This window comes from Paraburkholderia susongensis (assembly GCF_900177725.1).
In the GTDB taxonomy this organism is placed as follows: Bacteria; Pseudomonadota; Gammaproteobacteria; order Burkholderiales; family Burkholderiaceae; genus Paraburkholderia; species Paraburkholderia susongensis.
Genome location: NZ_FXAT01000003.1, coordinates 164,179 through 189,944 on the forward strand (window position 1 = coordinate 164,179; position 25,766 = coordinate 189,944).

Sequence of the window (25,766 nt, forward strand, 5' to 3'; positions counted from 1 at the left end):
AGTACAACTCGACACAACCAGACGCACTGCCTGACTGCGCTCGTCACCGGAGATCCTATGCGCTTCAAACTGCTCGCAGCCGCCGTACTGTTCACAGCGCCCGCGCTCGTGCTCGCCAAACCGCTGACCGTCTGCACCGAGTCGAGCCCCGACGGCTTCGACGTGGTGCAATTCAATTCGCTCGTCACGACCAATGCCTCGGCGGACGTGATCTTCAATTCGCTGGTCTCGTTCGACGAAACCGCGAAGAAGGTCGTGCCGGCACTTGCGGACAAGTGGGAAGTGAGCCCCGACGGCCTCACCTACACGTTCCACCTGCGCCCGAACGTGCAGTTCCAGACCACCGACTACTTCAAGCCCACGCGCGCGCTGAACGCCGACGACGTCGTCTTCACGTTCGACCGCATGCTCGACGACAGTAATCCGTGGCACAAAGTGGCGGGCGCGAGCGGCTTCCCGCATGCGCAGTCGATGGGCCTGCCGAAGCTCATCAAGTCGGTCAGCAAGGTCGACGACAACACCGTCAAGTTCGAACTCAACGCGCCCGATGCGACCTTCGTGTCGATCCTGACGATGGGCTTCGCGTCGATCTATTCGGCCGAATACGCGGACCAGTTGCACAAGGCGGGGCACGAGGTCGACCTGAACGCGAAGCCGATCGGCACCGGCCCGTTCGTGCTGAAGAGCTACACGAAAGACGCGGTGATCCGCTATGACGTGAACCCGACCTACTGGGGGCCGAAGCCGAAGATCGATCGCCTGATCTACGCGATCACGCCGGATGCGACCGTGCGCGCGCAGAAAGTGAAGGCGGGCGAATGCCAGATCGCACTGTCGCCGAAACCGCAGGATCTCGCCGACGCGAAGAAGGACAAGTCCCTCGCGATCGTCGAAACGCCCGCGTTCATGACGGCCTTCGTCGCGCTGAACACGCAGAGGAAGCCGCTCGACAACCAGAAGGTGCGCGCCGCGCTGAACATGGCGTTCGACCGCACCACGTATCTGAAGACCGTGTTCGACAACACCGCGACGCCGGCCGTGAATCCGTATCCGCCGAACACGTGGAGCTACAACCACTCGATCAAGGGCTGGCCGTACGATCCGGCGAAGGCGAAGAAGCTGCTCGCCGAAGCGGGCTATCCGAACGGTTTCGAAACGACGATCTGGGTGCGTCCGAATGGCAGCGTGCTGAATCCGAATCCGAAGGCCGGCGCTGAGTTGCTGCAGGCCGACTTCGCGAAGATCGGCGTGAAGGCGGACGTGAAGGTGATCGAATGGGGCGAACTCATCAAGCAGGCGAAGCAGGGCCAGCATGATTCGCTGTTCATGGGCTGGGCAGGTGATAACGGTGATCCGGACAACTATCTGTCGCCGCTCTTCAGTTGCAACGCGGTGAAGTCGGGCATCAACTTCGCACGCTTCTGCGATCAGGATCTCGACAAGCTGATCGCCGACGGAAAGGCCACCTCCGATATCGCCAAACGCACGAAAGCGTATGAAGCGGCACAGCAGATCATCCACGACGAGGCGCTGTGGATTCCGCTCGGTTATCCGACCGCCGCTGCGATCACACGTACGAACGTGAGCGGGTATCACGTGAGTCCGTTTGGACGGCAGAATTTTGGAGCGGTGTCGGTGCAGTAATGCTGCTGCGCTGAGCCTGAAAGCAGGACGAGGAAAGCCGGCCTTGAGGGGTCGGCTTTTTTATGTTCCGCGTCTCAGGTTGATAGCACTCGTTCTACTTCGGGGCACCGCTATAACACTGCGCAACTTTTGTCCGACGAAATCTCGCGCCTTTGCCCGTCAGACCCTCTCCTCATGTCATTGTTCTTCAAATAGAAGGCTGATAATCGCATGCAAAGTAGCGGTCACGATTTGACAGAGAGAACCTGTTATGGAAATTCAGACACCACCGAGAACGGGTTTCGAACAGTGAGCAGGACGGCATCAACAAGCTGGCGAAACATCTCCCCCACATTGATAGCACAGCGCTACAACGGAGGTGGCGACCCCAACTACGCCAGGAAACTTGATTACGCTTTGTCGTTGGTACGCAAAGGAAAAGCAGCCCTATGCGCGCAATAAAGCGGATCTGTTTTGGCTTGGCAGCCTGCTTGCCAGCAATGGCCCTTGCGGCCTCAACCGCTCCCGCCGCGGGCGAGCGTGCTCTGCGGGAGGAATGCAGCGCATTCTCGCAAGCGGGAATGCGGGACTGTCTGGCAGAAAAGGCCGAGAACAGTCAGAAGGCCCTCAGGCAAGCCGAAGAGAAGATGGCTGACACCCTCTCCAAATGGGATGAAGACAACAGGTACGTCGGCGAGGCCAAGAAAAAACTCGTCGCATCGAACAAGAAATTTGCCGAGTACCGCGAGACTCAATGCGAACTCTCGGCTTCGCTAAGTGGTGGCGGAGCCGGCAATGCGCACGAAGTGCGCCGTTTGGCTTGCGTTTCTGAACTCAACAACAGGCGAGCCAAGCAGCTACGCGACGCTGCATCTGACTTGCCGTTGAAGTAGTTCGTATGAGCCCACCCAGCATCGTTGCGCCGCTCAGTGCCTTCGCATAGCGCAGATCGATTCGGCCACGCCTTTGCGCCAACAGCCAACCATGCCGAGCTATTCAAAAAGCCCGCCATACGCAACCGGGCTGTTCTATCGGCGCATCGAACCAGAACCTGGTCAAACGGCCGAAATCAGGCCACCGTAAAACGGATCACACCATCCGCATCCTGCGTGCGCTTCAAGTCCCCCGCACGCCACAACAGATGCAAATGCGCGAGCGCCTCACCCAGCGCGAACGTCATCTGATGAATGTCGAGCTGGCGCTTGAACATCAGCGGCACGATGTCGGCGGCGCTGCGCGGTTTCTCCGCGCACGCTTCGAGCACTTCGGCAAGACGCGCGTCGTGATGCTCGCGCAACTGCCGAATGCGCGTGCGCACGCCGCGAAACGGCTTGCCGTGCGACGGCAGCACGAGCGTGTCCTCGGGCATCGTCTCATAGCGGCCGAGCGATTCCAGATACAACGCGAGCGGCGAGCCTTCCGGCTCGATATCGAACACCGACACGTTGGTCGAAATGCGCGGCAGCACCATGTCGCCGGAAATCAGCGTGCCGGTCTGTGCGCAATACAGCGCGCAGTGCTCGGGCGAATGACCGAAGCCCGTCACGACACGCCAGGTCCGACCGCCGATCGTCACCTCCTCGGCTTCACTCAGACGCCGGTACTGCCCTGGAATCGCCGGCACGAGGCTGCTGTAATAGCTCTTGCGATTGCGCAGCTTCTCGAGCGATTCGTCGTCGTTCAGGCCATGCCGCGCGAAGTGCCGCGCGGCGGCCTCGCCACCCGCGTTCGAACCGTCGCCGGTCGCCATCACGCGCGCCTGCATGTATTCGCCGAGCGTCATCCATAGCCGCGCGTCCCAGCGCTTCTTCTCGCCACCGCCGCACACCCAGTGCGCGAGGCCGATGTGATCCGGATGGCAATGCGTGACGATCACGCGCAGCACCGGCAAGCCGTCGAGCACCGAGTCGAACACGCTCTCCCAGTTCTGCTTGATCGTGTCCGACGTGATGCCGCAATCGACCACGGTCCAGCCCTGCTCCCCGTCGATTTCATCGCGCAGCAGCCACAGGTTGATATGGTCGAGCGCGAACGGCAGCGGCATGCGCAGCCACAGCACGCCGGGCGCGACTTCCATCGTGCGGCCCGCTTCGGGCATGGTGTCGTTGAATGGGTATTGGAGTTGATGTTCGAGTGCATTCATGGGGACTGTCTTCCTCCGTCGGCCATCCGGCATGGCGAGGTATGCGATGCCGGTCAGCCTGGTTGTGGTTGCTTTCCGCTCAGGTTGACGATAACGTAAACGTCGATTCTATCGTTCAATCCGGTTTTCTGCCCGGCTACGAGATACCCCGATGAACACGCAATACACCATCACCGAGCTCGCGCGGGAATTCGACGTCACGCCACGTGCGATCCGCTTCTACGAGGATCAGGGTTTACTCTCGCCGAGCCGCGAAGGATCGGGCGGCTTGCGGCGCGTTTATTCGGGTCGCGACCGAACGCGTCTGAAACTCACGCTGCGCGGCAAGCGGCTTGGCTTCACACTGTCGGAAATTCGCGATCTGCTCGACGTGTACGAATCGCCGACCGACACCGTGCCGCAACTGCACGCGTTTATCGCAACGGTTACGCGTCACCGCGAAGTGCTCGAACGTCAACGCGAAGATCTCGACGCGACGCTCGAAGACCTCGCGCAATACGAAGCGCAGGCGCGCGCGCTGCTCGAGAGCGGCCAGCGCGACGCGAAGCCTGCCTGAGTTTGCCCGACCCTGACCGGCGTTTCCGGAGCACGCGCCTCATGAATCACTTCCCCAAACTGTTGTCGTCGCAAATCGGTTTCGACGTCGCGCAGACCATGCTCGAAGGGTTCGACCGCCACTACCGGATCTTTCGCGACGCCGCGATTCACGCGAAAACGCTCTTCGAAGCCGCCGACTGGCACGGTTTGCAAAGGCTTGCGCGCGATCGCATCACGTCCTACGACGATCGCGTGCGGGAATGCGTGGAGCGGCTCGAAGACGAATACGACGCGGAGAACATCGACAGTGAAGTGTGGCAGCAGATCAAGCTGCACTACATCGGCCTGCTCACCACGCACCGGCAGCCCGAATGCGCGGAAACGTTTTTCAATTCGGTGTGCTGCAAGATTCTGCATCGCTCGTATTTCAACAACGATTTCATTTTCGTGCGCCCGGCCATCTCGACCGAATACATCGAGAACGACGAGCCGGCCGCGAAGCCGACCTACCGCGCGTACTACCCCGGCAAGGACGGACTCGCCGCGACGCTCGAGCGCATCGTCACGAACTTCCAGATGGAGCCGCCGTTCGAGGACCTGACGCGCGACGTCGGCTGCGTGATGCAGTCGATTCACGACGCGTTCGGTGTCTTCGACGAAGCGCCGAACTTCCAGATTCACGTGCTCTCGTCGCTGTTCTATCGCAACAAATCGGCGTATATCGTCGGGCGCATCATCAACGGCGACGCGCTGCTGCCGTTCGCGGTGCCGCTGCGTCACGTGAGGCCGGGCGTGCTCGCGCTCGACACGGTGCTGCTGCGGCGCGAGCAGTTGCTCATCATCTTCAGCTTCTCGCATTCGTATTTTCTCGTCGACATGGAAGTGCCCTCGGCGTACGTCGAATTTCTTTGCACGATCATGCCTGGCAAGCCGAAGGCGGAAATCTACACGTCGCTCGGCTTGCAGAAGCAGGGCAAGAATCTGTTCTATCGCGACCTGCTGCATCACCTGTCGCATTCGAGCGATCGCTTCACCATCGCGCCCGGCATCAAGGGGCTCGTGATGCTCGTGTTCACGCTGCCGTCGTTCCCGTACGTCTTCAAGCTCATCAAGGACAACTTCCCGCCGCCGAAAGAAACCACGCGCGCTCAGATCCAGGAGAAGTATCAGCTCGTGAAGCGCCACGACCGCCTCGGACGCATGGCCGACACGCTCGAATATTCGAGCGTCGCGCTGCCGCTCTCGCGGCTCGACGAAACGCTGTTGCGCGAACTCGAAAAGGAAGTGCCGTCGCTCATTGAATACGACGGCGGGAACCTCGTGATTCGCCATATGTACATCGAGCGGCGCATGGTGCCGTTGAATCTGTTCCTGCAGAACGGCAACGACGACGACGTCGAGCACGGCATCAAGGAATACGGCAATGCGGTGAAGGAACTGATCCAGGCGAACATCTTCCCCGGCGACATGCTGTACAAGAACTTCGGCGTCACACGTCATGGCCGCGTGGTGTTCTACGACTACGACGAGATCGAATACCTGACCGATTGCAACGTGCGTGCGGTGCCGCCGCCGCGCAACGAGGAAGACGAAATGTCGGACGAGCCGTGGTATGCGGTCGGTCCGCACGACATTTTCCCGGAGACGTACGGCACGTTCCTGCTCGGCGATCCGCGCGTGCGCCGCTCGTTCATGCAGCACCACGCGGACTTCTTCGACCCGGCGTTGTGGCAGGAGCACAAGGATCATCTGTTAAAGGGCGAGTTGCCCGATTTTTTCCCGTACGACCAGAGCGTGCGCTTTTGCGTGCGCTATCCGGAGCGTTTTATCGAGGCGCCCGATGCGCAAGCGGATGAACCCGACGTGCGCGTCGCCTGATGGATCGCAGCAGGGATCGCGTCAGGGATCGCATCAGGACTCGCATGAGAAAACGCGCGGCGGCAGCCATCAAAGGAATGACGTCGAGGGTATGACCAAGGAGCTGAAACATGAGTGACGCAAACAGCAGTGGGAATCACGCGGATCCGGTTGTCATCGTCAGCGCTGCGCGCACGCCGATGGCGGGATTTCAGGGCGACTTCGCGGCGCTGAGCGCGCCGCAATTGGGCGCGGCCGCGATCGAAGCCGCGGTGCGACGCGCGGGCCTCGAGCCCGAACAGATCGACGAAGTGGTGATGGGCTGCGTGCTGCCCGCCGGCCTCGGCCAGGCGCCCGCGCGCCAGGCCGCGCTCGGTGCGGGTCTGCCGCTTGCCACCGGCAGCACGACCGTCAACAAGATGTGCGGCTCCGGCATGCGCGCGGCGATGTTCGCGCACGACATGCTGGCCGCGGGCTCGGTCGACGTAATCGTCGCGGGCGGCATGGAAAGCATGACGAACGCACCGTATCTGCTGCCGAAAGCGCGCGGCGGCATGCGCATGGGCCACGGCCAGGTGCTCGACCACATGTTCTACGACGGCCTCGAAGACGCCTACGAAAAAGGCCGTCTGATGGGCTCGTTCGCCGAGGAATGCGCGGCGTCGTTCGATTTCACGCGCGCGGCACAAGACGCGTTCGCGGTCGAATCGCTGAACCGCGCGAAACGCGCGAACGAGGACGGTTCGTTCGAATGGGAAATCGCGCCGGTCAAGGTGGCGGGCCGCAAGGGCGACGTCACGATCACGCGCGACGAGCAGCCGTTCAAGGCCAACCTCGAGAAGATTCCGACACTCAAGCCCGCGTTCAGCAAGACCGGCACCGTGACGGCGGCGAACTCGTCGTCGATATCGGACGGCGCCGCCGCGCTCGTGATGATGCGCGAATCGACCGCGAAGCGGCTCGGCGTCACGCCGCTCGCGCGCGTGGTGGGTCATTCGACGTTCGCGCAGGAACCGGCGAAGTTCACCACCGCGCCGGTCGGCGCGATCCGCAAGCTGTTCGCGAAGAACGGCTGGCGCGCCGGTGACGTCGATCTCTACGAGATCAACGAAGCGTTCGCGGTCGTCACGATGGCGGCGATGAAGGAGCACGGCCTGCCGCACGACAAGGTCAACGTGAACGGCGGCGCGTGCGCGCTCGGCCATCCGATCGGCGCCTCCGGCGCGCGGATTCTCGTCACGCTGATCGGCGCGCTCAGAAAGCGCGGCGGCAAGCGTGGTGTCGCGACGCTGTGCATCGGCGGCGGCGAAGCGACCGCGATGGGCATCGAACTCGTTTGATGCCCGATTGACGCACGCCCGGCGCGCGACGTTCGCCATGTCATACGTGCGAGCCCGCAGCGCCGGCAACCTTTGAGGAATGCGATGAAAACAGTGTTGATCGTCGGTGCGTCGCGCGGCATCGGCCAGGAATTCGTACGGCAGTACAGGAAGAGCGGCTGGCGCGTGCTCGCCACCGCGCGCGACGGCGCCGCGCTCGACGCGCTCAACGCACTCGGCGCCGAAACCTTCGCGCTCGACGTAACCGTGCCCGAAGAAATCGCCGCGCTCGGCTGGAAGCTCGACGGCGAACGGCTCGATGCGGCGATCTTCGTCTCGGGCGTGTACGGCCCGCGCACCGAAGGCGTCGAAACGGTCACCGCCGAGGACTTCGATCACGTGATGCACACCAACGTGCTCGGTCCGATGCAACTGATGCCGATCGTGCTGCCGCTCGTCGAGGACGCGAACGGCGTGCTCGCAGTGATCTCGAGCCACATGGGCAGCATCGCCGATGCGACCGGCACGACCGGCTGGCTCTATCGCGCGAGCAAGGCGGCGTTGAACGACGTGCTCAAGCTCACGTCGATCGAAGCGCGGCGGGCGACCTGCGTGTCGCTGCATCCGGGCTGGGTGCGCACCGACATGGGCGGCGCGCAGGCGGCCATCGATCCCGCGCGCAGCGTCGCGGGCATGCGTGACGTGCTCGCGCAGGCAGCGGCCGCGCGCGACGCGTTCCATGGCCGCTTCTATCAATACGACGGCACGCAGCTCGACTGGTAAGGAGACGTACTCATGGTGCTCGATCAGGATCACCTGATGGTGCGCGACGCGCTGCGCACCTTCGTGCGCGAAGCGATCACGCCGTACGCGGCCGCATGGGACCGCGAGCGCACTTTTCCACGCGACGTGCACCAGCAGCTCGCCGAACTCGGCGCTTATGGCGTGCTCGTGCCGGAAACGTATGGCGGCGCGGGCATGGACGCGCTCGCGCTCGCGTTGATCCTCGAGGAAATCGCAGCTGGCGACGGCGGCACGTCGACCGCGATCTCGGTGAACAACTGCCCTGTGTGCAGCATCCTCCTGGCTTACGGCAACGACGCGCAGAAACGCGACTGGCTCACGCCACTCGCGCGCGGCGAGATGCTCGGCGCGTTCTGCCTGACCGAACCGCAGGCGGGCTCCGATGCGTCGGCGCTGCGCACCACCGCGACGCGCGACGGCGACACGTATGTGCTGAACGGCGTGAAGCAGTTCATCACGAGCGGCAAGAACGGCCAGGTCGCGATCGTGATGGCCGTCACCGACAAAGCCGCGGGCAAACGCGGCATCAGCGCGTTCATCGTGCCGACCGGCACACCGGGCTACGTGGTCGCGCGCGTCGAGGAGAAGCTCGGCCAGCATTCGTCGGATACCGCGCAGATCGTGTTCGAAGACTGCCGCGTACCGGCCGCGAACCTGATCGGCGCCGAAGGCGAAGGCTACCGGATTGCACTCTCGGGACTCGAAGGCGGACGCATCGGCATCGCGGCGCAAAGCGTCGGCATGGCGCGCGCCGCGTTCGAGGCGGCCTTGGGCTACGCAAAGGAACGCGAGAGCTTCGGCTCGCCGCTTTTTTCGCACCAGGCGGTGCAATTCCGTCTCGCCGAGATGGCGACGCAACTCGAAGCCGCGCGTCAACTGATCTGGCATGCGGCGTCGTTGAAGGATGCCGGCTTGCCGTGCCTGACCGAAGCCGCGATGGCGAAGCTCTTCGCATCCGAAGCCGCCGAGCGCATCTGTTCCGCGGCCTTGCAGATTCACGGCGGCTACGGGTATCTGAGCGACTTTCCAGTCGAGCGGATTTATCGCGACGTGCGCGTCTGCCAGATATACGAAGGCACGAGCGACATCCAGAAGATCCTGATCGCTCGCGCGCTCAACTGAAATTTCGATGAATAAGCCATTGTTGTCGCAGCAACGACCCGCCGACTGTCCGTGCGGCGGCGCCACCTCCGAACCGCGCAGCGGCGCCGCCGCCAAAGCGCCGCGCTTCGCGCAATGTTGCGGACGCTACATAGACGGCGGCGAAGCGGCGCCGCGCGCGCTCGAACTGATGCGTTCGCGCTATAGCGCCTACGTGCTCGGCTTGAGCGACTATCTGCGCGCCACGTGGGATGCGCGCACCTGCCCCGCCGATCTCGACGCGGACCCCGCCGCGCCCGGCGCGCCGCGTTGGCTTGGACTACAGATCAAGTCGTTTGCCGAAAGCGACGCCGATCACGCGACGGTCGAATTCATCGCCCGCTACAAAGTGGGCGGCCGGGCGCATCGGCTGCACGAATTGAGCCGCTTCGTGCGCGGTGAGGATGGCCGCTGGCGCTATGTCGACGGCGACGTCAGCGAATAAGCGCCGCAATCGTCGCAACCACCGCAAGCCTGTCGCACACCGAACCTTTCCCCTCTCTTTCACAAGCTGACGGCGCGATTAGTGCCACCTCACATAAGGCCCTCATTACAGGGCCTTTTCTTCGTGTTGGCCTCGCACCACAGCACGCACGCGACCATTGTTCGCCGCTTGCCGCCACGCATCGCAGAGGCCCGTTAGCTTTGGCCTTGCGAGCCTTGTCACGGGTACAGCAATTTTTTCGGCCCGGGTTCTCCTTGATTGCACAAAACAAAATTGTCGTGCCAGGATGAGTCCGTAGTTTCATGACGTCACTTTGCGAGAGCAGGTCATACCGGCTCCGCGAAATGCGCAGGAAACCGTGCCGGCCGCTACATCGATGCGAGCCGCGGCGGTTCCGAAGTGCAGGAAGTGACGCTCATCATCGGCGCGTGGGGTCGCGTCGGCCGTTGGGTTCATCCCGTGCGATCTCGATCAGCGTACGTTGCGCGCAAAGCGCACAACGTACGCGAGTGAATCTGTTTGTCGAAAATGCGGACGAAAGGAAGCCGTCAGCAACCACTTTCGACAGACAGGCAGCACGGAGTTCAGGGCAAGTCTTTCAGGCAGGTGCGTCAATGGTGTTGAGCAAGGTTCTGAAGAAGTGTGCGGCGATCTGCGCCGCGTCGACTTGCGCTGTCGCGATCGCACACGCCGATCCGCTCTCCTACGCGTCTACCGCAAACCCGAGCGCTACACCGCTCACCGCGCCGGTCACCGATACTCAGGCCGGGCCGCTCACGCGCGCACGCGTGCCGCGCATCACGCTCGACGACGACGTCTACCTGCCCACCGCGCACCTGAACGAACAGATCATCCGCGTGCCGGTCGACGCCGCCGGTACGGTCACGCTCGAAACGACGATCTACAAACCGGACGGCCCCGGTCCGTTCCCGATGATCGTGTTCAACCACGGCAAGATTCCCGGCGACCCGCGCACCCAGGAACGCAGCGACCCGCTGCCGTTCGCGCGCGAGTTCGTGCGCCGCGGCTACGTGGTGGTCGCGCCGAACCGCCAAGGCTTCGGCCATTCGGATGGCGTGTACCAACAGGACGGTTGCGACGTCGAACTCAACGGCCTTGGCCAGGCGAGCGACGTCGCGGCCACGATCAATTACATGTCGAAGCAACCTTACGTCGACGCAACGCATATCGCGGTGGCCGGCACCTCGCACGGCGGTCTCGCGACGATCGCCTACGGTACCGAAGCGGCGTCGGGCGTGCGGGCGCTCATCAACTTCTCGGGCGGCCTGCGCCAGGACGCCTGCACCGACTGGCAGGGCAACCTGACGCGCGCATTCGGCGCATATGGCGAGAAGACCAAAGTGCCGTCGCTGTGGCTGTACGGCGACAACGATTCGGTCTGGAGCGCGCCGCTCGTGGCAGACATGTACGCCGCCTACGACGCGCACGGCGCGAGCGCGAAGATGGTCGATTTCGGCAACTACAAGAACGACGCGCATCGGCTGGTCGGCGACCGCGACGGCGTGCACGTGTGGTGGCCGGCCGTCGAGTCGTTCCTCGCGCGCGCCGGCATGCCGACGGCCGTGCAGTATCGAGTGGCCGACCCTACCGCGCCGAAGGCCACCGGCTTTGCCGCGCTCAATGCAGTAGATGCCGTGCCGTATCTCGACGAAGCGGGCCGCAACGGTTATCGCAACTTCCTGCATCAATATCCGAGCCGCGCGTTTGCCGTGTCGGATTCGGGCGCGTGGTCGTGGGCCGAAGGCGGCGACGATCCGATGTCGGTGGCGGTCACCAATTGTCAGAAACAGAGTTCCGATCCTTGCCGTCTGTATGCGGTGGACAACTCAGTGGTCTGGGGCAGCCAGTCTTCGCAGACGGCCGATGCGAACGGCACGTCTCACTCTGGCGATGCCGATGGACAGCGTGCTATCGCGAGCCGCGAGTAAAGCGAAGCGCGCAGGAATCGTGAATCAAGCCCGGTTCTAACGGGCTGCAAGCCTGCCGTATCGGCAGGCTTTTTATTGTGCGCTGAGCATGTCCCAACATGACTCGGGTGCGAGTCCCTTGCATTGCTCGCCAGACATTTCGTGTACCCGCTGAGCCCGGAAGCCAGCGGGTTTTTTGTTAACCGTGAATCAGCGCCTGAATCAGCACGTGAGCGATCGAGTGAACGAACGTTCGCGCCGCGCGTGCCCCAAAAAGCCCGCTTGCCTCACATTTGCGCCAGTAACCGCCAACTATTTTGACGTCGCCATCTCCGTCGATCGGCGAGCTTCGATTCCGAAGTCGTCCTAGCTGCGTCGAACAGCGCCAAACCCCGGCGCCGCAAGGAAAAATGCACATTTCGCCCCTGCTGCGCGCCGCTCAATAAACCGCTAATCTCGACTCCGCGCATTCGCCTGGGCTCTTGCGCCGCCACCTGAAAAAGCTTGCGGCACATCGCAAAAGACCTTCGAAAACGACCTTTAAAAAGGGCTCAAAAAGAAGCCTCGCGCGTGAGTGGCAAAAAAGCACCCTGGAGTACCTCTTTGGAAAAATCAGCAGCACATTCCGTCGCACCCTCAATGGCGGCCTCGATCGCACCAGCGGTCGCCCCTGAAGACTGGGTCGCCCGCAGCCTGCGCGCGGTGTGGCACCCATGCACGCAGATGAAGCACCACGAGCGCCTGCCGCTCGTGCCTGTCGCGCGTGGTCAGGGCGCGTGGCTCTACGATCGCGCGGGCCATCGGTATCTGGACGCGATCAGCTCGTGGTGGGTCAATCTGTTCGGTCATGCGAACCCGCGCATCAATGCGGCGCTGAAAGACCAACTCGATACGCTCGAACACGCGATGCTCGCCGGCTGCACGCACGAGCCTGCGGTCGAACTCGCCGAACGCCTCGCCGCGCTGACCGGCAACACGCTCGGCCACGCGTTCTTCGCCTCGGATGGCGCGTCCGCGATCGAGATCGCGCTGAAGATGAGCTTCCACACCTGGCACAACCGTGGTTTCGCCGACAAGCAGGAATTCGTCTGCATCGCTAACAGTTACCACGGCGAGACGATCGGCGCGCTCGGCGTGACCGACGTCGCGCTGTTCAAGGACGCGTACGATCCGTTGATCCGCCACGCGCACGTCGTCGCATCGCCCGACGCACGGCTCACGCAAGCCGGCGAAACCGCCGCCGACGTCGCGCGCCGCGCGCTCGAACACGTGCGCTCGCTGTTCGACGCGCGCGCGAGCCGCATAGCCGCGCTAATCGTCGAGCCGCTCGTGCAATGCGCGGCCGGCATGGCGATGCACGACGCGTCGTATATCGCGGGCCTGCGCGCGCTGTGCGACGAATACGGCGTGCATCTGATCGCCGATGAAATCGCGGTCGGCTGCGCACGCACCGGCACCTTCTTCGCATGCGAACAGGCGAGCGTGTGGCCGGACTTCCTGTGCCTGTCGAAAGGCATCAGCGGCGGTTATCTGCCGCTGTCGATCGTGCTGTCGCGCGACGACATCTTCGCGGCCTTCTATCACGACGACACCGCGCGCGGCTTCCTGCATTCGCACTCGTACACCGGCAATCCGCTCGCGTGCCGCGCCGCGCTCGCGACGCTCGACCTGTTCGCCAGCGACGACGTGCTCACCGCGAACGCGCGCAAATCCGCAACGCTGAAAGCCGCGCTCGCGCCGCTCGCCGATCATGCGCAGGTGCGCAATCTGCGTCAGTGCGGCACGATCTTCGCGTTCGATGCGCTCATCGACGATCCTCAGCAGGCCAGAACGTTTTCGCGCCGCTTCTTCGAAAACGCGTTGCAGCGTGAGTTGCTGCTGCGCCCGATCGGCACCACGGTGTACCTGATGCCGCCTTATATCCTCGACGACGAAGAACTCGCGCTGCTCGCCGCACGCACGCGCGAGACCTTCGACGCCACACTCGCGGAGGCCCGCTGATGCATCTGCTCGACACACTCGCCGAAGGGCTCAAGGACATCGATGCGCGCGGGCTGCGCCGCCGCCGCCGCACCGCCGACACGCCCTGCGCCGCGCACATGAGCGTCGACGGCCGCGACATCATCGGCTTCGCGAGCAACGACTATCTCGGTCTCGCCGCGCATCCGCAACTGATCGAGGCGATCGCCGAAGGCGCGCGCCGTTATGGCGCGGGCAGCGGCGGCTCGCATCTGCTCGGCGGCCATTCGCGCGCGCATGCGCAACTCGAAGACGATCTCGCGCAGTTCGCGGGCGGTTTCGTCGACGATCCGCGCGCGCTCTATTTCAGCACCGGCTATATGGCGAATCTCGCGACGCTGACCGCGCTCGCGGGCCGCGGCACGACGCTCTTCTCCGATGCGCTCAATCACGCGTCGCTGATCGACGGCGCGCGCCTCTCACGCGCTGATGTGCAGATCTATCCGCACTGCGACATGGACGCGTTGAGCGCGATGCTCGAAGCGTCGGACGCGAACGTCAAGGTGATCGTCTCCGATACGGTGTTCAGCATGGACGGCGATGTCGCGCCGCTACCGCGTCTGCTCGAACTCGCCGAGCGGCATGGCGCATGGCTCATCGTCGACGATGCGCACGGCTTCGGCGTGCTCGGCCCGCAAGGGCGCGGCGCCATCGCACAAGCCGCGCTGCGCTCGCCGCATCTGATTTCGATCGGTACGCTCGGCAAGGCGGCGGGCGTGTCGGGCGCGTTCGTCGCCGCGCATGCGACCGTGATCGAATGGCTCGTGCAGCGCGCACGTCCGTACATCTTCACGACCGCGTCGGTGCCGGCGGCCGCGCATGCGGTGTCGGCGAGTCTGCGCATCATCGGTGGCGCGGAAGGCGACGCGCGCCGTGCGCATCTTCAGCAGCTGATCGAGCGCACGCGCGCGATGCTCAAGCGCACGCCGTGGCTGCCGGTCGATTCGCACACCGCGGTGCAGCCGCTCATCATCGGCGCGAACGAGGCGACGCTCGACATCGCCGCGTCGCTCGACCGCGCGGGTTTGTGGGTGCCCGCCATTCGTCCGCCGACGGTGCCGGCCGGCACGTCGCGCCTGCGCATCTCGCTCTCCGCCGCGCACTCGCACGGGGATCTCGACCGGCTCGAAGCGGGCCTGCAACAACTCGGCGTGCGCGCCGCATGAGCAGCCGCATGAGTCCCATCACGTACGCAGACGACGCGCTCTCGCTGTTCGTCACCGGCACCGATACGGAAATCGGCAAGACGTTCGTGTCGTCGGCGCTATTGCGCGGCTTCGCGCGCGAGGGTCTGCAAGCGGCTGCGATGAAGCCGATCGCCGCAGGCGCCGCCGAAGTGAATGGCGTGCTGCACAACGAAGACGCGGATCAACTCGACGCCGCGTCGAGCGTGCTGCTGCCGCCGGCGCTGCGCACACCGTATCTGCTGAAAGAGCCGGCCGCGCCGCACATCGCGGCCGCGCTGGAAAACGTCACGTTCGATATCGGGCACATCGTCAGTTGCCATCAGCAGGCGGTGAAGCTCGCGGAGATCGTGGTCGTCGAAGGTGTCGGCGGCTTTCGCGTGCCGTTGACCGCGACGCAGGACACCGCCGATCTCGCGGTCGCGTTGAAGCTGCCGGTCGTGCTCGTGGTCGGCATGCGGCTCGGCTGCATCAGCCATGCGCTGCTCACCGCCGAAGCAATCGCCGCGCGCGGTCTGACGCTCGCAGGCTGGGTCGCGAATCGCATCGACCCGGACATGACGTTCCCCGACGAAAACATCGCGTCGATTCGCGCGCATCTTGCGCAGGCGTACGACGCGCCGCTGCTCGGCATCGTGCCGCATCTCAGCCCGATCTCGCCGGAGCTTGCGGCGCAGCAACTCGACATTCAACGGCTTCTGCAAACGCTGCGCCGATTGCGCGCGGCATAGCCGCAGCCCCGCGGCGCTGAACCCCATTTCATCCCTACACGAGGATCGATCACATGACACAACTGAACATCGCAGCGGGCACCGCCGACTGCAATCCAAACCCCGCCGCCGCAACTGAAGCGAAGCCGCTCGCGCGCTGGCGCGTCGCCGATATCGTTGCGTTGTACGAACTGCCGTTCAACGACCTGCTGTTTCGCGCACAGCAAACGCACCGCGAGCATTTCGACGCGAACGCCGTGCAACTGTCGACGCTGCTGTCGATCAAGACCGGCGGCTGCGAGGAAGATTGCGCGTACTGTCCGCAGTCGGTGCATCACGACACGGGCCTCGCCGCCGACAAGCTGATGGCCGTCGACGACGTGCTCGCCGCCGCACAGGTCGCGAAAGACAACGGCGCGACGCGCTTCTGCATGGGCGCCGCGTGGCGCAATCCGAAGGACCGTCACCTCGAACCGATCAAGGACATGATTCGCGGCGTGAAGGCAATGGGCCTTGAAACCTGCGTCACGCTCGGCATGCTCGAAACGCACCAGGCGCACGCTCTGCGTGACGCGGGCCTCGACTACTACAACCACAACCTCGATACGTCGCCCGAGTTCTACGGCCAGATCATTTCGACGCGCACGTACCAGGACCGCCTCGACACGCTCGAACGCGTGCGCGACGCGGGCATCAACGTGTGCTGCGGCGGCATCGTCGGCATGGGCGAGTCGCGCCGCGAACGCGCGGGCCTCATCGCGCAGCTCGCGAACATGGAGCCGTATCCGGAGTCGGTGCCGATCAACAATCTCGTGCAGGTGCAAGGCACGCCGCTCACGGGCACCGAAGCGATCGATCCGTTCGAGTTCGTGCGCACGATCGCGATCGCGCGCATCACGATGCCGCGCGCGATGGTGCGTCTGTCGGCGGGCCGCGAGCAGATGGACGAAGCATTGCAGGCAATGTGCTTCCTCGCCGGCGCGAATTCGATTTTCTACGGCGACCAGTTGCTGACGACGAGCAACCCGCAGGCCGAAGCGGACCGCAAGCTGCTCGCGCGTCTTGGCATTCGCGCCGAGGCCGCGCAACAGATGCCGCTCGAGCAGAGCGGTTGCGAGCATGGCTGCGCTCATGGTCACGATGAGCACGCTGCGCCGAACTGAGCGCGTGCGCCGCATGCGATAGGCGCGTGCGAATAAAAAAGGCTGCCTCGTTTCTGCGAGGCAGCCTTTTTACATTGGGCATCCGTATTCCGCGGGTGATTTGTCGTTGTGCGGCGCAGTGAAAGCAGCGGGATGCAAGTGGCTGCTATGGCCTGGTTCGTGCTTGATTCGAATCACTTACCTTCGAAACATCGACCAATTGGCGCTCCCGGCCACAACGCCGCGCATGCGCTCGCTTGTAAGAAAAATTATGTGTCGCGCAATGGAATAGTTGCGCGCAGGTCATGTTTACGAATGAAGACGCAGCCTGGTCGCGGCCGGCCGGCGGTCCGAGCATGTGCTACCTCATCAATCACGAGATCGCTTTGATTCACACGACGATTCAACCCGCCTGGATCCGCATCACACACTGGATCAATGCGCTCGCTGTCGTACTGATGGTGACAAGCGGCTGGCAGATCTATGACGCCTCGCCGATCTTTCCAGCCTTACAGTTTCCTTCCGTCATCACATTGGGCGGCTGGCTCGGCGGAGCCTTGCAATGGCATTTCGCGGTCATGTGGATGCTGGTCGCGAATTTCCTCATCTACGTCGGGCTGAATATCGCTTCGGGACGTCTGCGCCGAAAACTGCTGCCGATCAGCTTCAAGTCGCTTGCAACCGATCTCGTCGCCGCACTGCGCGGCACGCTCGGGCACGAGGACCTCACACGCTACAACGCGGTACAGAAATTCGCCTATCTCGTGGTCATTGTCGATATCGCGCTCCTGATCGTGTCGGGACTGGCGGTATGGAAGTCGGTGCAGTTCCCGCTGCTGCGCACGCTGATGGGCGGATACGACAATGCGCGCGTCGTGCATTTCGTTGCCATGAGCGTGCTGGTGGCGTTCTTCGTCGTGCACGTCGTTATGGTCGCGCTGGTGCCGCGCTCGCTGCTTTTGATGATTCGTGGACGCTAACCATGACCTTTCGAAAAAAGGCTGTGAAGCCTGATACGTTTCTTCGGTCTCACGCTGAATCGATCATCAATGATGCGCGCAACGAACTGAAAAATCCGGCCCGCCGGCTGCTCGGAAAGCGGATTCTCACGCTCGGCGGCATTGCGATGCTGTCCGGCTGCGACTTGTCCAATGACAAGTCGGTGAACACCATGCTGCGGAGAATTTCGTTCTTCAACGACGACGTGCAAGCCCTGTTGTTCAATCCGAACGAGATGGCCCCGACCTATCCGGAGTCGATGATCACACGGCCGTTTCCGTTCAACGCGTTCTACGATATCGACGATGTGCCCGAAGTCGACGCTGCGACATACCGGCTACAGGTGGGTGGCCTCGCGACTGGCAAACGCGTCTGGACGCTCGACGAGCTGCGCGCGTTGCCGCAGGAAAGCCAGATCACGCGTCATATCTGCATTGAAGGATGGAGCGCGATAGGCCGATGGGGTGGCGTGCGCTTCTCCGATTTCCTGAAACGCGCGGGCGCGGACATCACGGCGAAGTACGTGTCACTGCACTGTGCGGACAACTACTGGACCAGCATCGACATGCCGACTGCGCTGCATGCTCAGACGCTGCTCGCACTCACGTACGACGGCCAGGTGCTGCCGCCGAAATACGGCTTCCCGATGAAGCTGCGTATGCCGACCAAGCTCGGTTACAAGAATCCGAAGCATATCGTCGCAATCAGTGTGACGAACGAATATCCCGGTGGTTACTGGGAGAACCAGGGCTATAACTGGTTCGGCGGTTCCTGATATGCACGGGTCCACTCGAAACTCAACAGTCCTTTATGGAGTATCCATGTCTATTCGCTTGAAACTTGGCGTCATCCTCACTACGCTGACTTTTGCCGGTGTCGCGCTCGCTCAGACGCCCGCGGCCAAACCGTCGCGCATCCGCGGCGATATCGTGTCGCTCGACGGCGACGTCCTGAAGGTGCATCGTCGTAGTGGCGACACTGTGTCGATCGAGCTCAAACCGGCCGTTGCCGTGTCGGCGGTCAAGGCCATGCAGCTTTCGGACATCAAGCCGGGCTCCTTCGTCGGCACGGCTGCAACGACGGGCACTGACGGAAAGTTGACGGCCACCGAAGTGGTCGTCTTCCCCGAATCCGCGCGCGGCACGGGTGAAGGTCACTACGCATGGGACCTCGGTCCGAACAGCACGATGACGAATGCGAACGTCGATACGGTTGTTCAGGGTACCAGCGGCCGGAATCTCAAGCTGTCGTACAAAGGCGGAAGCAATGAGGTAACCGTACCGCCTAACGTACCCATCGTGACTTTCACGCCGGCCGCACGCACCGATCTGACCCCGGGCAAGAAGGTGTTTGTGGTCGCGACGCCCGCGTCGCAGGGTGCATTCGTAGCGCAGCGCGTGGTGGTCGAAAAGGATGGGGTCGCTCCGCCGATGTAGTCGATTGGCGGCCGGATGGATGACCTGCCCGCTGCGGTAGCACGTGGTTCAATGTCCGCAGCGAGTCGATTTATGCTATCCGCATCGCCTCGCGTTTGTTGTCCCCTAAAGGAGAAAACCAAATGTCACGATCCATCTCGCAGTGCGCTTTCAGGGTGTTCGGTGGCCTGGCCTTGGCGGGTACGCTGACCTTAGTACAAGCGGCGCCGGTCTCATTTGCAGTGCCGTTGTCGGGCGCTCAACAGGTTCCGCCGGTGCAGACTCCAGGCAGCGGCAACGCCAACCTCACGTACGACTCAGCCACGCGGGTCGTAACCTGGAACATCAGCTTCAGCGGATTGTCGAGTCAGACCACGATGGCACATTTCCACGGACCTGCCCCAGCCGGAAAAAACGCCGGCGTGAAGGTCTGGCTCTCCCAGAAGGGCAACATGGAGGTGACGAGCCCCATCAGCGGCCAGGCCACGCTATCCCCGGACGATGCCAAGATGTTCGAGGCCGGTGACATGTACATCAACGTTCACACCAAAAACAATCCGAACGGCGAGATCCGCGGCCAGGTGGTGCCGCCGAAGAGCAACTGACGCGGCCACTGAAGCGGCGTCCTGAGATCAGGTTCCCGGCGGGCTCAGAGATAAGCCGCGAGCAGCATCACCACGGCAGCGCCGACGCCGAGCGGCAGCAGCGCCAGCAGCGCTGGCGTCTGCCGCGGCGCGTCGATGGACGAGGGCAACAGCTTGTAGCCCGTTAGCATCGGACGCACCAGGTTGTGTCCCTTCGCGACCGCGTAGAGAGCGATCACGAGCACGTGCAGCACCACCGCGGCGAGCAGCACGTCCCAAACAACCCCATGCAGCGTCGAGATCGCGTTGGCGAGCCATGCGGGCACGACTTCGCTCAACGGCCCTTCGTCGGCGATGTCGTTGTTGACGTAGAGCCCGCTCAGCGTCTCGACCAGCAGCAACGCGAGCAGCAGCAGGACCATCCAGCCGCCGGCCGCATTGTGGCCCACCTGCACATCCGGCTCGCGGCGAAACAGGTGGCGCAAATGACGAAGTGCAGCCGCGGGCGACGCCACGAAACTGCGAAAGCGCGCGGTCTCACTGCCAAAGCAGCCCCATAGCAGCCGGAAAATAACCAACGCGAGCAGCGTCTCGCCGACCCGGACGTGCCAGTCGATCCAGTTTAGTTTCAAGGTGACATAGGCCGCCGTGACCAGCACGACCACCAGCCAGTGAAACAGTCGCACCGGCGCGTCCCAGATCAGCACCGGGCGGCGGACAGGCTGTGTCGGCCGCGTGACGAGTTCGTGAGCATCCATGTTTCGCGCCTCCGTCCGCAAGCGGCTGGAAGAGATACAGGCCCGGGGTGAACACCACTCCGGGGAATAGCAACGCGGTGACGCAATAGCCCGTGATGTTCTGTACGCCAGGCTTCTCAATCGCGAGCTCCGGCAGCGCCCGGAACGGTTGCATCCAATGACCCAGGACTCGCCGAAAGCGATTGCCATCGCCGCCTTGTCCAAGTTGGCGTGCAGCGCGTGCGCGGCTGGCATCGCGATTACGAATCTACCAGTTCGTCCAACCGCGCGCCCGTTGTGGGTGGCGAAACGACCGATGTACTTCATCAAGCGGCGGTCATGGTCCGGCAACTGATTGTCTGTTCGCGATGCTGGAATGGACGTCCACGAATTTCGGGTAACGCTCCGGAAGGGGTACTGAAACGCGATTGAAGCGAATGCGCTGATGATCGCTCAAGCAGCGCTTCTTGCTGGACGAACTTGCGTTTCGCTTTCCTGCCGATCCGCGCGGCAAGGCTGACTCCGCCTGCAGCTTGTATCCGCGTATTGCACGGCGTAGACTGAGAATTGACGTGGAGATGGCATTCCTCCCTAACCGCCCGCAAGGGCTAATGATGCCTACAGGCCTGGGTTTAGGTACTGTGGGCACGCCTCGACTCGCTTCGTTTGTCTGAAGCGCGCGCCATCGTCAAGCTGGCGTCCCCTCCCAGTTTTCATCACCGTACCGATTAACGTCTGTCCGCCTCGCTGATTGCAGTCGAGCGCGCTGGCGGCGTCGGAATCTCTGCTCAGGCTCCATCCCGCCGTGTGACAGCCGTGTCTCGTGCGTGCGGTCGACGGAATCTGGTTGCAGGCACAGGTGTGCGGCTGCCAGGCAGGAAGTAGGAGGAAGGGGGTGCGCATGGTCTTTCACAGCATCCTGTTCGAAAAACCAGAGGACGGCCCCAGGCGCGATGACGTGCCCGAGCCAGATTTCTTTTGCGATCTCAATCTCGACCAGATCGTTGCGGCAGTCACGACGGGATGGAACGACTACAACCTGAAGCCGTTCTTTTACACCGAGTTGTCGCGTGAGGAAGCGATCACGTATCGGCACGAGGTCATGCAGGACCTCGACGATGCTGGCGTGTTCGCCAGCATCAATGCTTTCGCCCAGGGCATGCGCAAAATGCGCGAGCACCTGGCACAGGCGGAAAAGCTCCACTACAGGCTCCAGAAGGAGTGGTGGTTCCTCGAAGCAGTCGTGGTTTATTGCGAGACACTTGCGGTCTTTGCCCGGGATCTGCCGCTGGCAGCGCCCACATCGAAAGGGCTAAGGGCGTTTCATCAATACCTGACTGGATATGCTGCATCGGAGCGCTTTCAGTCGCTCACACATGACGCAGACCATATCAAGAGGCGCCTTTCGGCGATTCGATATTGCGTGCTCATCAAGGGAAGCGTCGTCACGGTACGCCACTACGACGCGGAAATTGACTACAGCACCGACGTTCTGCATATCTTCGAGAAATTCAAGCAGGGCGTGGTCAAGGATCATCGCGTCGAGTTGCGCGACTGGCTCGACATGAATCACGTCGAAGCGCACGTCCTGGACTTCGTTGCGCAACTGTACCCGCAGGAGTTCATGGAGCTCGCCACATACTGCGCGAACAACGCGAGCTTTCCCGATGCCACGATCCGCACGTTCGACCGCGAAGTCCAGTTCTACTTCGCGTACCGCGGCTACATCGATATCTGCAAAGCGGCGGATCTGTGCTTTTGCTACCCGCGCGTGTCATCCAGCAACAAAGCCGTGCGCTGCGACGAGACGTTCGATCTGGCGCTCGCGCACAAACTCACGAGCGAAAACGCACGTGTCGTCCAGAATGATTTTCATCTCGATGACGAAGAACGCCTGATCGTCGTATCGGGTCCCAACAACGGCGGAAAAACGACCTTTGCGCGCACCTTTGGCCAACTGCATTATCTGGCGAGGATCGGTTGTCCAGTTCCCGGCCGCAATGCCACGCTCTTTCTGTACGACCGGCTGTTCACGCATTTCGAGCGCGAAGAAAATACCAAGGATCTGCGCGGCAAGCTTCAGGACGACCTGATGCGCGTTCATCACATAATGAGGCACGCCACGTCGCGCAGCCTCATCATCATGAATGAGATCTTCAGCTCGACAACGCTGACTGACGCACTCTTCCTGAGCAGGAAGATCATCGGCGAGATACTGGAGCGCGACTCGTTGTGCGTTTGTGTGACCTTCATCGAGGAGCTTGCGCATCTTGGCGAACAGGTCGTGAGCATGGTCAGCGAGATCAAGCCGGGGGACCCGGCTTCCCGCACCTACAGAGTGAGAAGAAAACCCGCTGACGGTCGCGCGTATGCGGTGTCGGTCGCAGAACACTATGGCTTGACATACGACCATCTGAAGGAGCGGCTCGGGCTATGAAGGCATATCTCCTCTACAGGGACCGCGACTTCAATATGCACCGCGAGGCCGGGTGGAACGAGCCGGCGCTGGTACAGGACCTGGAACTGAACACGCTCTATCAGACGATGGCGCAGGGCGACGCGTTTCTCTACGACGTCATCAAGCGGGTCGTCCCGGTCAGCTCGGTCGTTCTGGACGAAATCACCTATCGCCAGACCATTCTCAACGACTGCATCACTCGCGAAGCCACTGTGCGGCAGCTCTACGCTATCGCGATCGAGGCGATCGAAACAGAGCGCAAGAGCCACTACAGTTTCTTTTCCTCGTCGGCCAGTTCGGTGCTGTACGGTGCGCGGGAAATGATCCAGCAATTTGTCGGTGTGCTGAAGACGCTGAGGACCGTAGCGGACTCGCAGGCCGGGCAGTTCCAGTCAGAAGGGTTTGCCCAATTTTTCTCGATGATTCAGCGCGAGTTGACGGACGAGTACTTTTTGACGATCCGGCAATGTCTCAAGGAGCTCAAGTTCGGCGGCGGAGTGCTGATCAGTGCCGGTTTGGGCACGGGCAACAAGGGAATCAACTACGTACTGCGCAAACCACACGAAAAAGATCCCAATTTTCTGAAGCGGCTGCTCGCCAAACGGTCGCCCTCGTTGACGTTTCGTATTGCCGATCGAGACGAGAATGGTGCCCGCGCATTGGCAGAACTGGAGGCGCGCGGTATCAATCTCGTCGCCAACGCGCTTGCGCAATCAGCCGACCACATTCTCAGCTTCTTTACGATGCTGCGCACCGAACTGGCTTTCTACCTCGGTTGCGTCAATCTGCATCACGAACTGACACGGCGGGGCCTCGCCATGTGCGTTCCGGTTCCGCATGAGCGCATTGAAAGACGGCACGCCATCGAAGGGTTGTACGACGCGAGCCTGGCGCTGCGCAGCGGACGCGCGCCCGTCGGCAATGACATGCACGGGGACGACAAGGAACTCGTCGTCATCACCGGCGCCAATCAGGGCGGCAAGTCGACATTCCTGCGAGCTCTCGGACTGGCGCAGATCATGATGCAATGCGGAATATTCGTCACAGCGGCGTCGTTCTCGGCGAACGTATGCGACGGAATCTCGACCCACTACAAGCGCGAGGAAGATGCATCAATGAAGAGCGGCAAGCTCGATGAGGAGCTCAAGCGAATGAGCGAAATCGTCGCACACATCAAGGAACACTCACTGTTGTTGTGCAACGAATCCTTTGCCGCAACCAATGAACGCGAAGGTTCCGAGATCGCCCGACAGATCGTCGTGGCGTTGTTGCAGAAGCACGTGAAAATCGTATTCGTGACGCACCTGTACGCATTGGCTCACGGGCTGTATGAGCAGAAGACTCAGGACATGATGTTCCTGAGAGCAGAGCGGCGAGCCGATGGAGAGCGCACATTCAGACTGACCAACGCCGAGCCCTTGCAGACTAGCTACGGAGAAGATCTGTACCGGCGAATTTTTCTCTCACAGCGTGATGGGGACGCGCACGGCGAGTCCGCCTCGGCGGACCTGTCGAAGGTCGAATAGCGAGCCGCCTATCGCGCAGGCATTAGTCCGGCCGAACACGACCGACGCATTCGCCATCTTCTGATTGCCATAGCGGACGGATTCGGGACGTCGGAATGACGTTATGGCGGGCATATCTTCCCCGCTAGCGGCAGCAGACTTCTGATCAATTCGGTCCATCCGCTGCACCAGCCGATGGCGCTAATGAGTGCGCCCCGGTCTTCTGCCGTGTCGGTGCCCCGCAGGTCCCATCGGAACGAGTTCTCGAAGGTCGAGAGGTGGGTGGAAATGCTGAGGATGCTCGCGTGTTGGGACTTTGCGATTTGCACGCCTTCGTGCTCCATCGCCTCGATCAGATGCAAGCGGCAAAGGACGGGCGAATCGGTCCCCGCGCATCGGCCGCATACATAGGGGAGCCATCCACGCCGGTTGTCCGCGGCAAAGCGCACTGCGTTCGTCATGTCTCGTCCCTGCGCCAGGCGATCGGGTGGCACATTGCCTTCGGAGCGCTCGTGGTAGCCAAGGTCGCACAGATGGCACGGGCCGGGCGCATGCAAGAGGTGCCGCGAGACACGGCCCGGGACCAGGCCGTGGATGCCACGATCGTCCAGGACATGCAGGGCGCGACGCATCAGTTCCCCATACAGAATCGTGCAGCCGTGAATCAGATGAGGGCGGAACGCTGCTTCGACGACCAAGAAGCCCAGGCTATGGCGCGAGCACAGGCCCCAATTCGCGTAAAGGCGCGCACGCACGCCGGGGTCCATGATGCTGCCTTGAATAAACCACCAAAGGAAATCCACTTCGCCGTTCGATAGCACGAAGGTTCGCGCGGATTCGACTTTACCTTCCTCATGCATCGCAGTGCTCCCGGATAGGCCGTGAGCACGCATGTGCGTGAGACCCGAAACGTCGGCACGCGAGATGCAATGTGGGGAAACCGGGGAAAGTTGCGCACACAGAACGCCCAGATTACGAACAGCGAGGTAAGCCTGGACAGAGGGGGTTGCGGCTCTACAGCCCTTCTCCAGGGAACTGTAGGCATCATCAGCTGCGGCCTATGCAAGCAGCGATTCAGGGAGGAATGCCATCTACCATTTCGACATTTTCATTCTATTCACCGCGTTCGCGCTTTGCAACGCGCGCAGCGGCAAGTTCTGCGGCGCTTGTCGCGAGCCCTTTTTAATCTGAGCTTCTGGTCGGAGAACCAGACTGCT

Annotated in this window: 22 protein-coding genes, 1 pseudogene and 2 riboswitches; of the genes and pseudogenes, 19 read left to right on the forward strand and 4 right to left on the reverse strand. The window is 62.4% G+C overall.

The window, feature by feature from the left end; all coding sequences use genetic code 11:
* Positions 1-57 precede the first annotated feature (57 nt).
* On the forward strand, positions 58-1,644 hold the full coding sequence (locus B9Z01_RS09890; protein ID WP_085482417.1) for an ABC transporter substrate-binding protein: 1,587 nt from the start codon (positions 58-60) through the stop codon (positions 1,642-1,644).
* Positions 1,645-2,072: 428 nt separating this feature from the next.
* Positions 2,073-2,516, forward strand: a complete 444-nt coding sequence (locus B9Z01_RS09895; RefSeq protein ID WP_085482419.1) for a lysozyme inhibitor LprI family protein — start codon at positions 2,073-2,075, stop codon at positions 2,514-2,516.
* 176 nt (positions 2,517-2,692) lie between these two features.
* Here the strand turns inward: B9Z01_RS09895 and B9Z01_RS09900 are convergent, their stop codons facing one another.
* Positions 2,693-3,766, reverse strand: a complete 1,074-nt coding sequence (locus tag B9Z01_RS09900) for an MBL fold metallo-hydrolase (RefSeq protein ID WP_085482421.1) — start codon at positions 3,764-3,766, stop codon at positions 2,693-2,695.
* A 151-nt stretch (positions 3,767-3,917) separates the two neighbouring features.
* On the opposite strand from B9Z01_RS09900, the gene B9Z01_RS09905 reads away from it, so the two are divergent.
* The 15 genes from B9Z01_RS09905 to B9Z01_RS09975 all read left to right on the forward strand — a co-directional run bounded on the left by B9Z01_RS09905 (position 3,918) and on the right by B9Z01_RS09975 (position 19,870).
* Positions 3,918-4,322 (forward strand): MerR family transcriptional regulator, encoded by a 405-nt coding sequence (locus B9Z01_RS09905; RefSeq protein ID WP_085482422.1) that lies wholly within the window; start codon positions 3,918-3,920, stop codon positions 4,320-4,322.
* 41 nt (positions 4,323-4,363) lie between these two features.
* Positions 4,364-6,181 carry a bifunctional isocitrate dehydrogenase kinase/phosphatase gene (gene aceK / locus B9Z01_RS09910; protein ID WP_085482424.1) on the forward strand — a complete coding sequence of 606 codons (1,818 nt, stop codon included), beginning with the start codon at positions 4,364-4,366 and terminating at the stop codon, positions 6,179-6,181.
* Between the two features lie 110 nt (positions 6,182-6,291).
* Positions 6,292-7,500 (forward strand): acetyl-CoA C-acetyltransferase, encoded by a 1,209-nt coding sequence (locus B9Z01_RS09915; protein ID WP_085482426.1) that lies wholly within the window; start codon positions 6,292-6,294, stop codon positions 7,498-7,500.
* An 84-nt stretch (positions 7,501-7,584) separates the two neighbouring features.
* Positions 7,585-8,262, forward strand: a complete 678-nt coding sequence (locus B9Z01_RS09920; protein ID WP_085482428.1) for an SDR family oxidoreductase — start codon at positions 7,585-7,587, stop codon at positions 8,260-8,262.
* A gap of 12 nt (positions 8,263-8,274) precedes the next feature.
* A complete protein-coding gene (locus tag B9Z01_RS09925) occupies positions 8,275-9,405 on the forward strand; it encodes an acyl-CoA dehydrogenase family protein (protein WP_085482430.1) in 1,131 nt (376 codons plus the stop codon).
* A gap of 7 nt (positions 9,406-9,412) precedes the next feature.
* The gene (locus tag B9Z01_RS09930; protein WP_085482432.1) at positions 9,413-9,868 is read left to right on the forward strand and encodes a YchJ family protein; all 456 of its coding nucleotides are present in this window, start codon (positions 9,413-9,415) and stop codon (positions 9,866-9,868) included.
* Positions 9,869-10,482: 614 nt separating this feature from the next.
* Entirely contained in the window at positions 10,483-11,817 is a 1,335-nt protein-coding gene (locus B9Z01_RS09935) for a dienelactone hydrolase family protein (protein WP_085482434.1), read from the forward strand.
* Between the two features lie 618 nt (positions 11,818-12,435).
* On the forward strand, positions 12,436-13,797 hold the full coding sequence (gene bioA / locus B9Z01_RS09940) for an adenosylmethionine--8-amino-7-oxononanoate transaminase (protein WP_085482436.1): 1,362 nt from the start codon (positions 12,436-12,438) through the stop codon (positions 13,795-13,797).
* Positions 13,797-14,981 (forward strand): 8-amino-7-oxononanoate synthase, encoded by a 1,185-nt coding sequence (bioF, locus tag B9Z01_RS09945; RefSeq protein ID WP_085482438.1) that lies wholly within the window; start codon positions 13,797-13,799, stop codon positions 14,979-14,981. Before bioA ends, bioF begins: the two co-directional genes overlap by 1 nt.
* An 8-nt stretch (positions 14,982-14,989) precedes the next feature.
* Entirely contained in the window at positions 14,990-15,730 is a 741-nt protein-coding gene (gene bioD, locus B9Z01_RS09950) for a dethiobiotin synthase (protein WP_085483471.1), read from the forward strand.
* 53 nt (positions 15,731-15,783) lie between these two features.
* Positions 15,784-16,872, forward strand: a complete 1,089-nt coding sequence (gene bioB, locus B9Z01_RS09955) for a biotin synthase BioB (protein WP_085482440.1) — start codon at positions 15,784-15,786, stop codon at positions 16,870-16,872.
* A gap of 335 nt (positions 16,873-17,207) precedes the next feature.
* On the forward strand, positions 17,208-17,831 hold the full coding sequence (locus B9Z01_RS09960; RefSeq protein WP_143808910.1) for a cytochrome b/b6 domain-containing protein: 624 nt from the start codon (positions 17,208-17,210) through the stop codon (positions 17,829-17,831).
* 2 nt (positions 17,832-17,833) lie between these two features.
* Positions 17,834-18,625: a molybdopterin-dependent oxidoreductase gene (locus B9Z01_RS09965; RefSeq protein ID WP_085482444.1), complete on the forward strand. Its 792-nt coding sequence runs from the start codon at positions 17,834-17,836 to the stop codon at positions 18,623-18,625.
* A gap of 46 nt (positions 18,626-18,671) precedes the next feature.
* Entirely contained in the window at positions 18,672-19,286 is a 615-nt protein-coding gene (locus B9Z01_RS09970) for a hypothetical protein (RefSeq protein ID WP_085482446.1), read from the forward strand.
* 122 nt (positions 19,287-19,408) lie between these two features.
* The gene (locus B9Z01_RS09975) at positions 19,409-19,870 is read left to right on the forward strand and encodes a CHRD domain-containing protein (protein WP_085482448.1); all 462 of its coding nucleotides are present in this window, start codon (positions 19,409-19,411) and stop codon (positions 19,868-19,870) included.
* Positions 19,871-19,914: 44 nt separating this feature from the next.
* On the opposite strand, the gene B9Z01_RS09980 is transcribed toward B9Z01_RS09975, so the two are convergent.
* Together B9Z01_RS09980 and B9Z01_RS36875 are read right to left on the reverse strand one after the other, a co-directional pair.
* Entirely contained in the window at positions 19,915-20,607 is a 693-nt protein-coding gene (locus B9Z01_RS09980) for a cytochrome b/b6 domain-containing protein (protein ID WP_085482450.1), read from the reverse strand.
* A gap of 88 nt (positions 20,608-20,695) precedes the next feature.
* A pseudogene (locus B9Z01_RS36875) lies at positions 20,696-20,761 on the reverse strand (hypothetical protein); the annotation flags it as partial.
* Between the two features lie 390 nt (positions 20,762-21,151).
* Positions 21,152-21,214: riboswitch (Fluoride riboswitch) on the forward strand.
* A 273-nt stretch (positions 21,215-21,487) separates the two neighbouring features.
* Between B9Z01_RS36875 and B9Z01_RS09985 the strand changes: the two are divergent.
* A complete protein-coding gene (locus B9Z01_RS09985; RefSeq protein WP_085482452.1) occupies positions 21,488-23,023 on the forward strand; it encodes a MutS-related protein in 1,536 nt (511 codons plus the stop codon).
* Complete coding sequence (locus tag B9Z01_RS09990) at positions 23,020-24,570, forward strand: MutS-related protein (RefSeq protein WP_085482454.1); 1,551 nt, start codon at positions 23,020-23,022, stop codon at positions 24,568-24,570. The genes B9Z01_RS09985 and B9Z01_RS09990 overlap by 4 nt, the downstream gene beginning before the upstream one ends.
* Positions 24,571-24,671: 101 nt before the next feature.
* On the opposite strand, the gene B9Z01_RS34770 is transcribed toward B9Z01_RS09990, so the two are convergent.
* Positions 24,672-25,409 (reverse strand): hypothetical protein, encoded by a 738-nt coding sequence (locus B9Z01_RS34770; protein ID WP_143808881.1) that lies wholly within the window; start codon positions 25,407-25,409, stop codon positions 24,672-24,674.
* A 171-nt stretch (positions 25,410-25,580) separates the two neighbouring features.
* A riboswitch (Fluoride riboswitch) is annotated at positions 25,581-25,653 on the reverse strand.
* Positions 25,654-25,766: the final 113 nt, after the last annotated feature.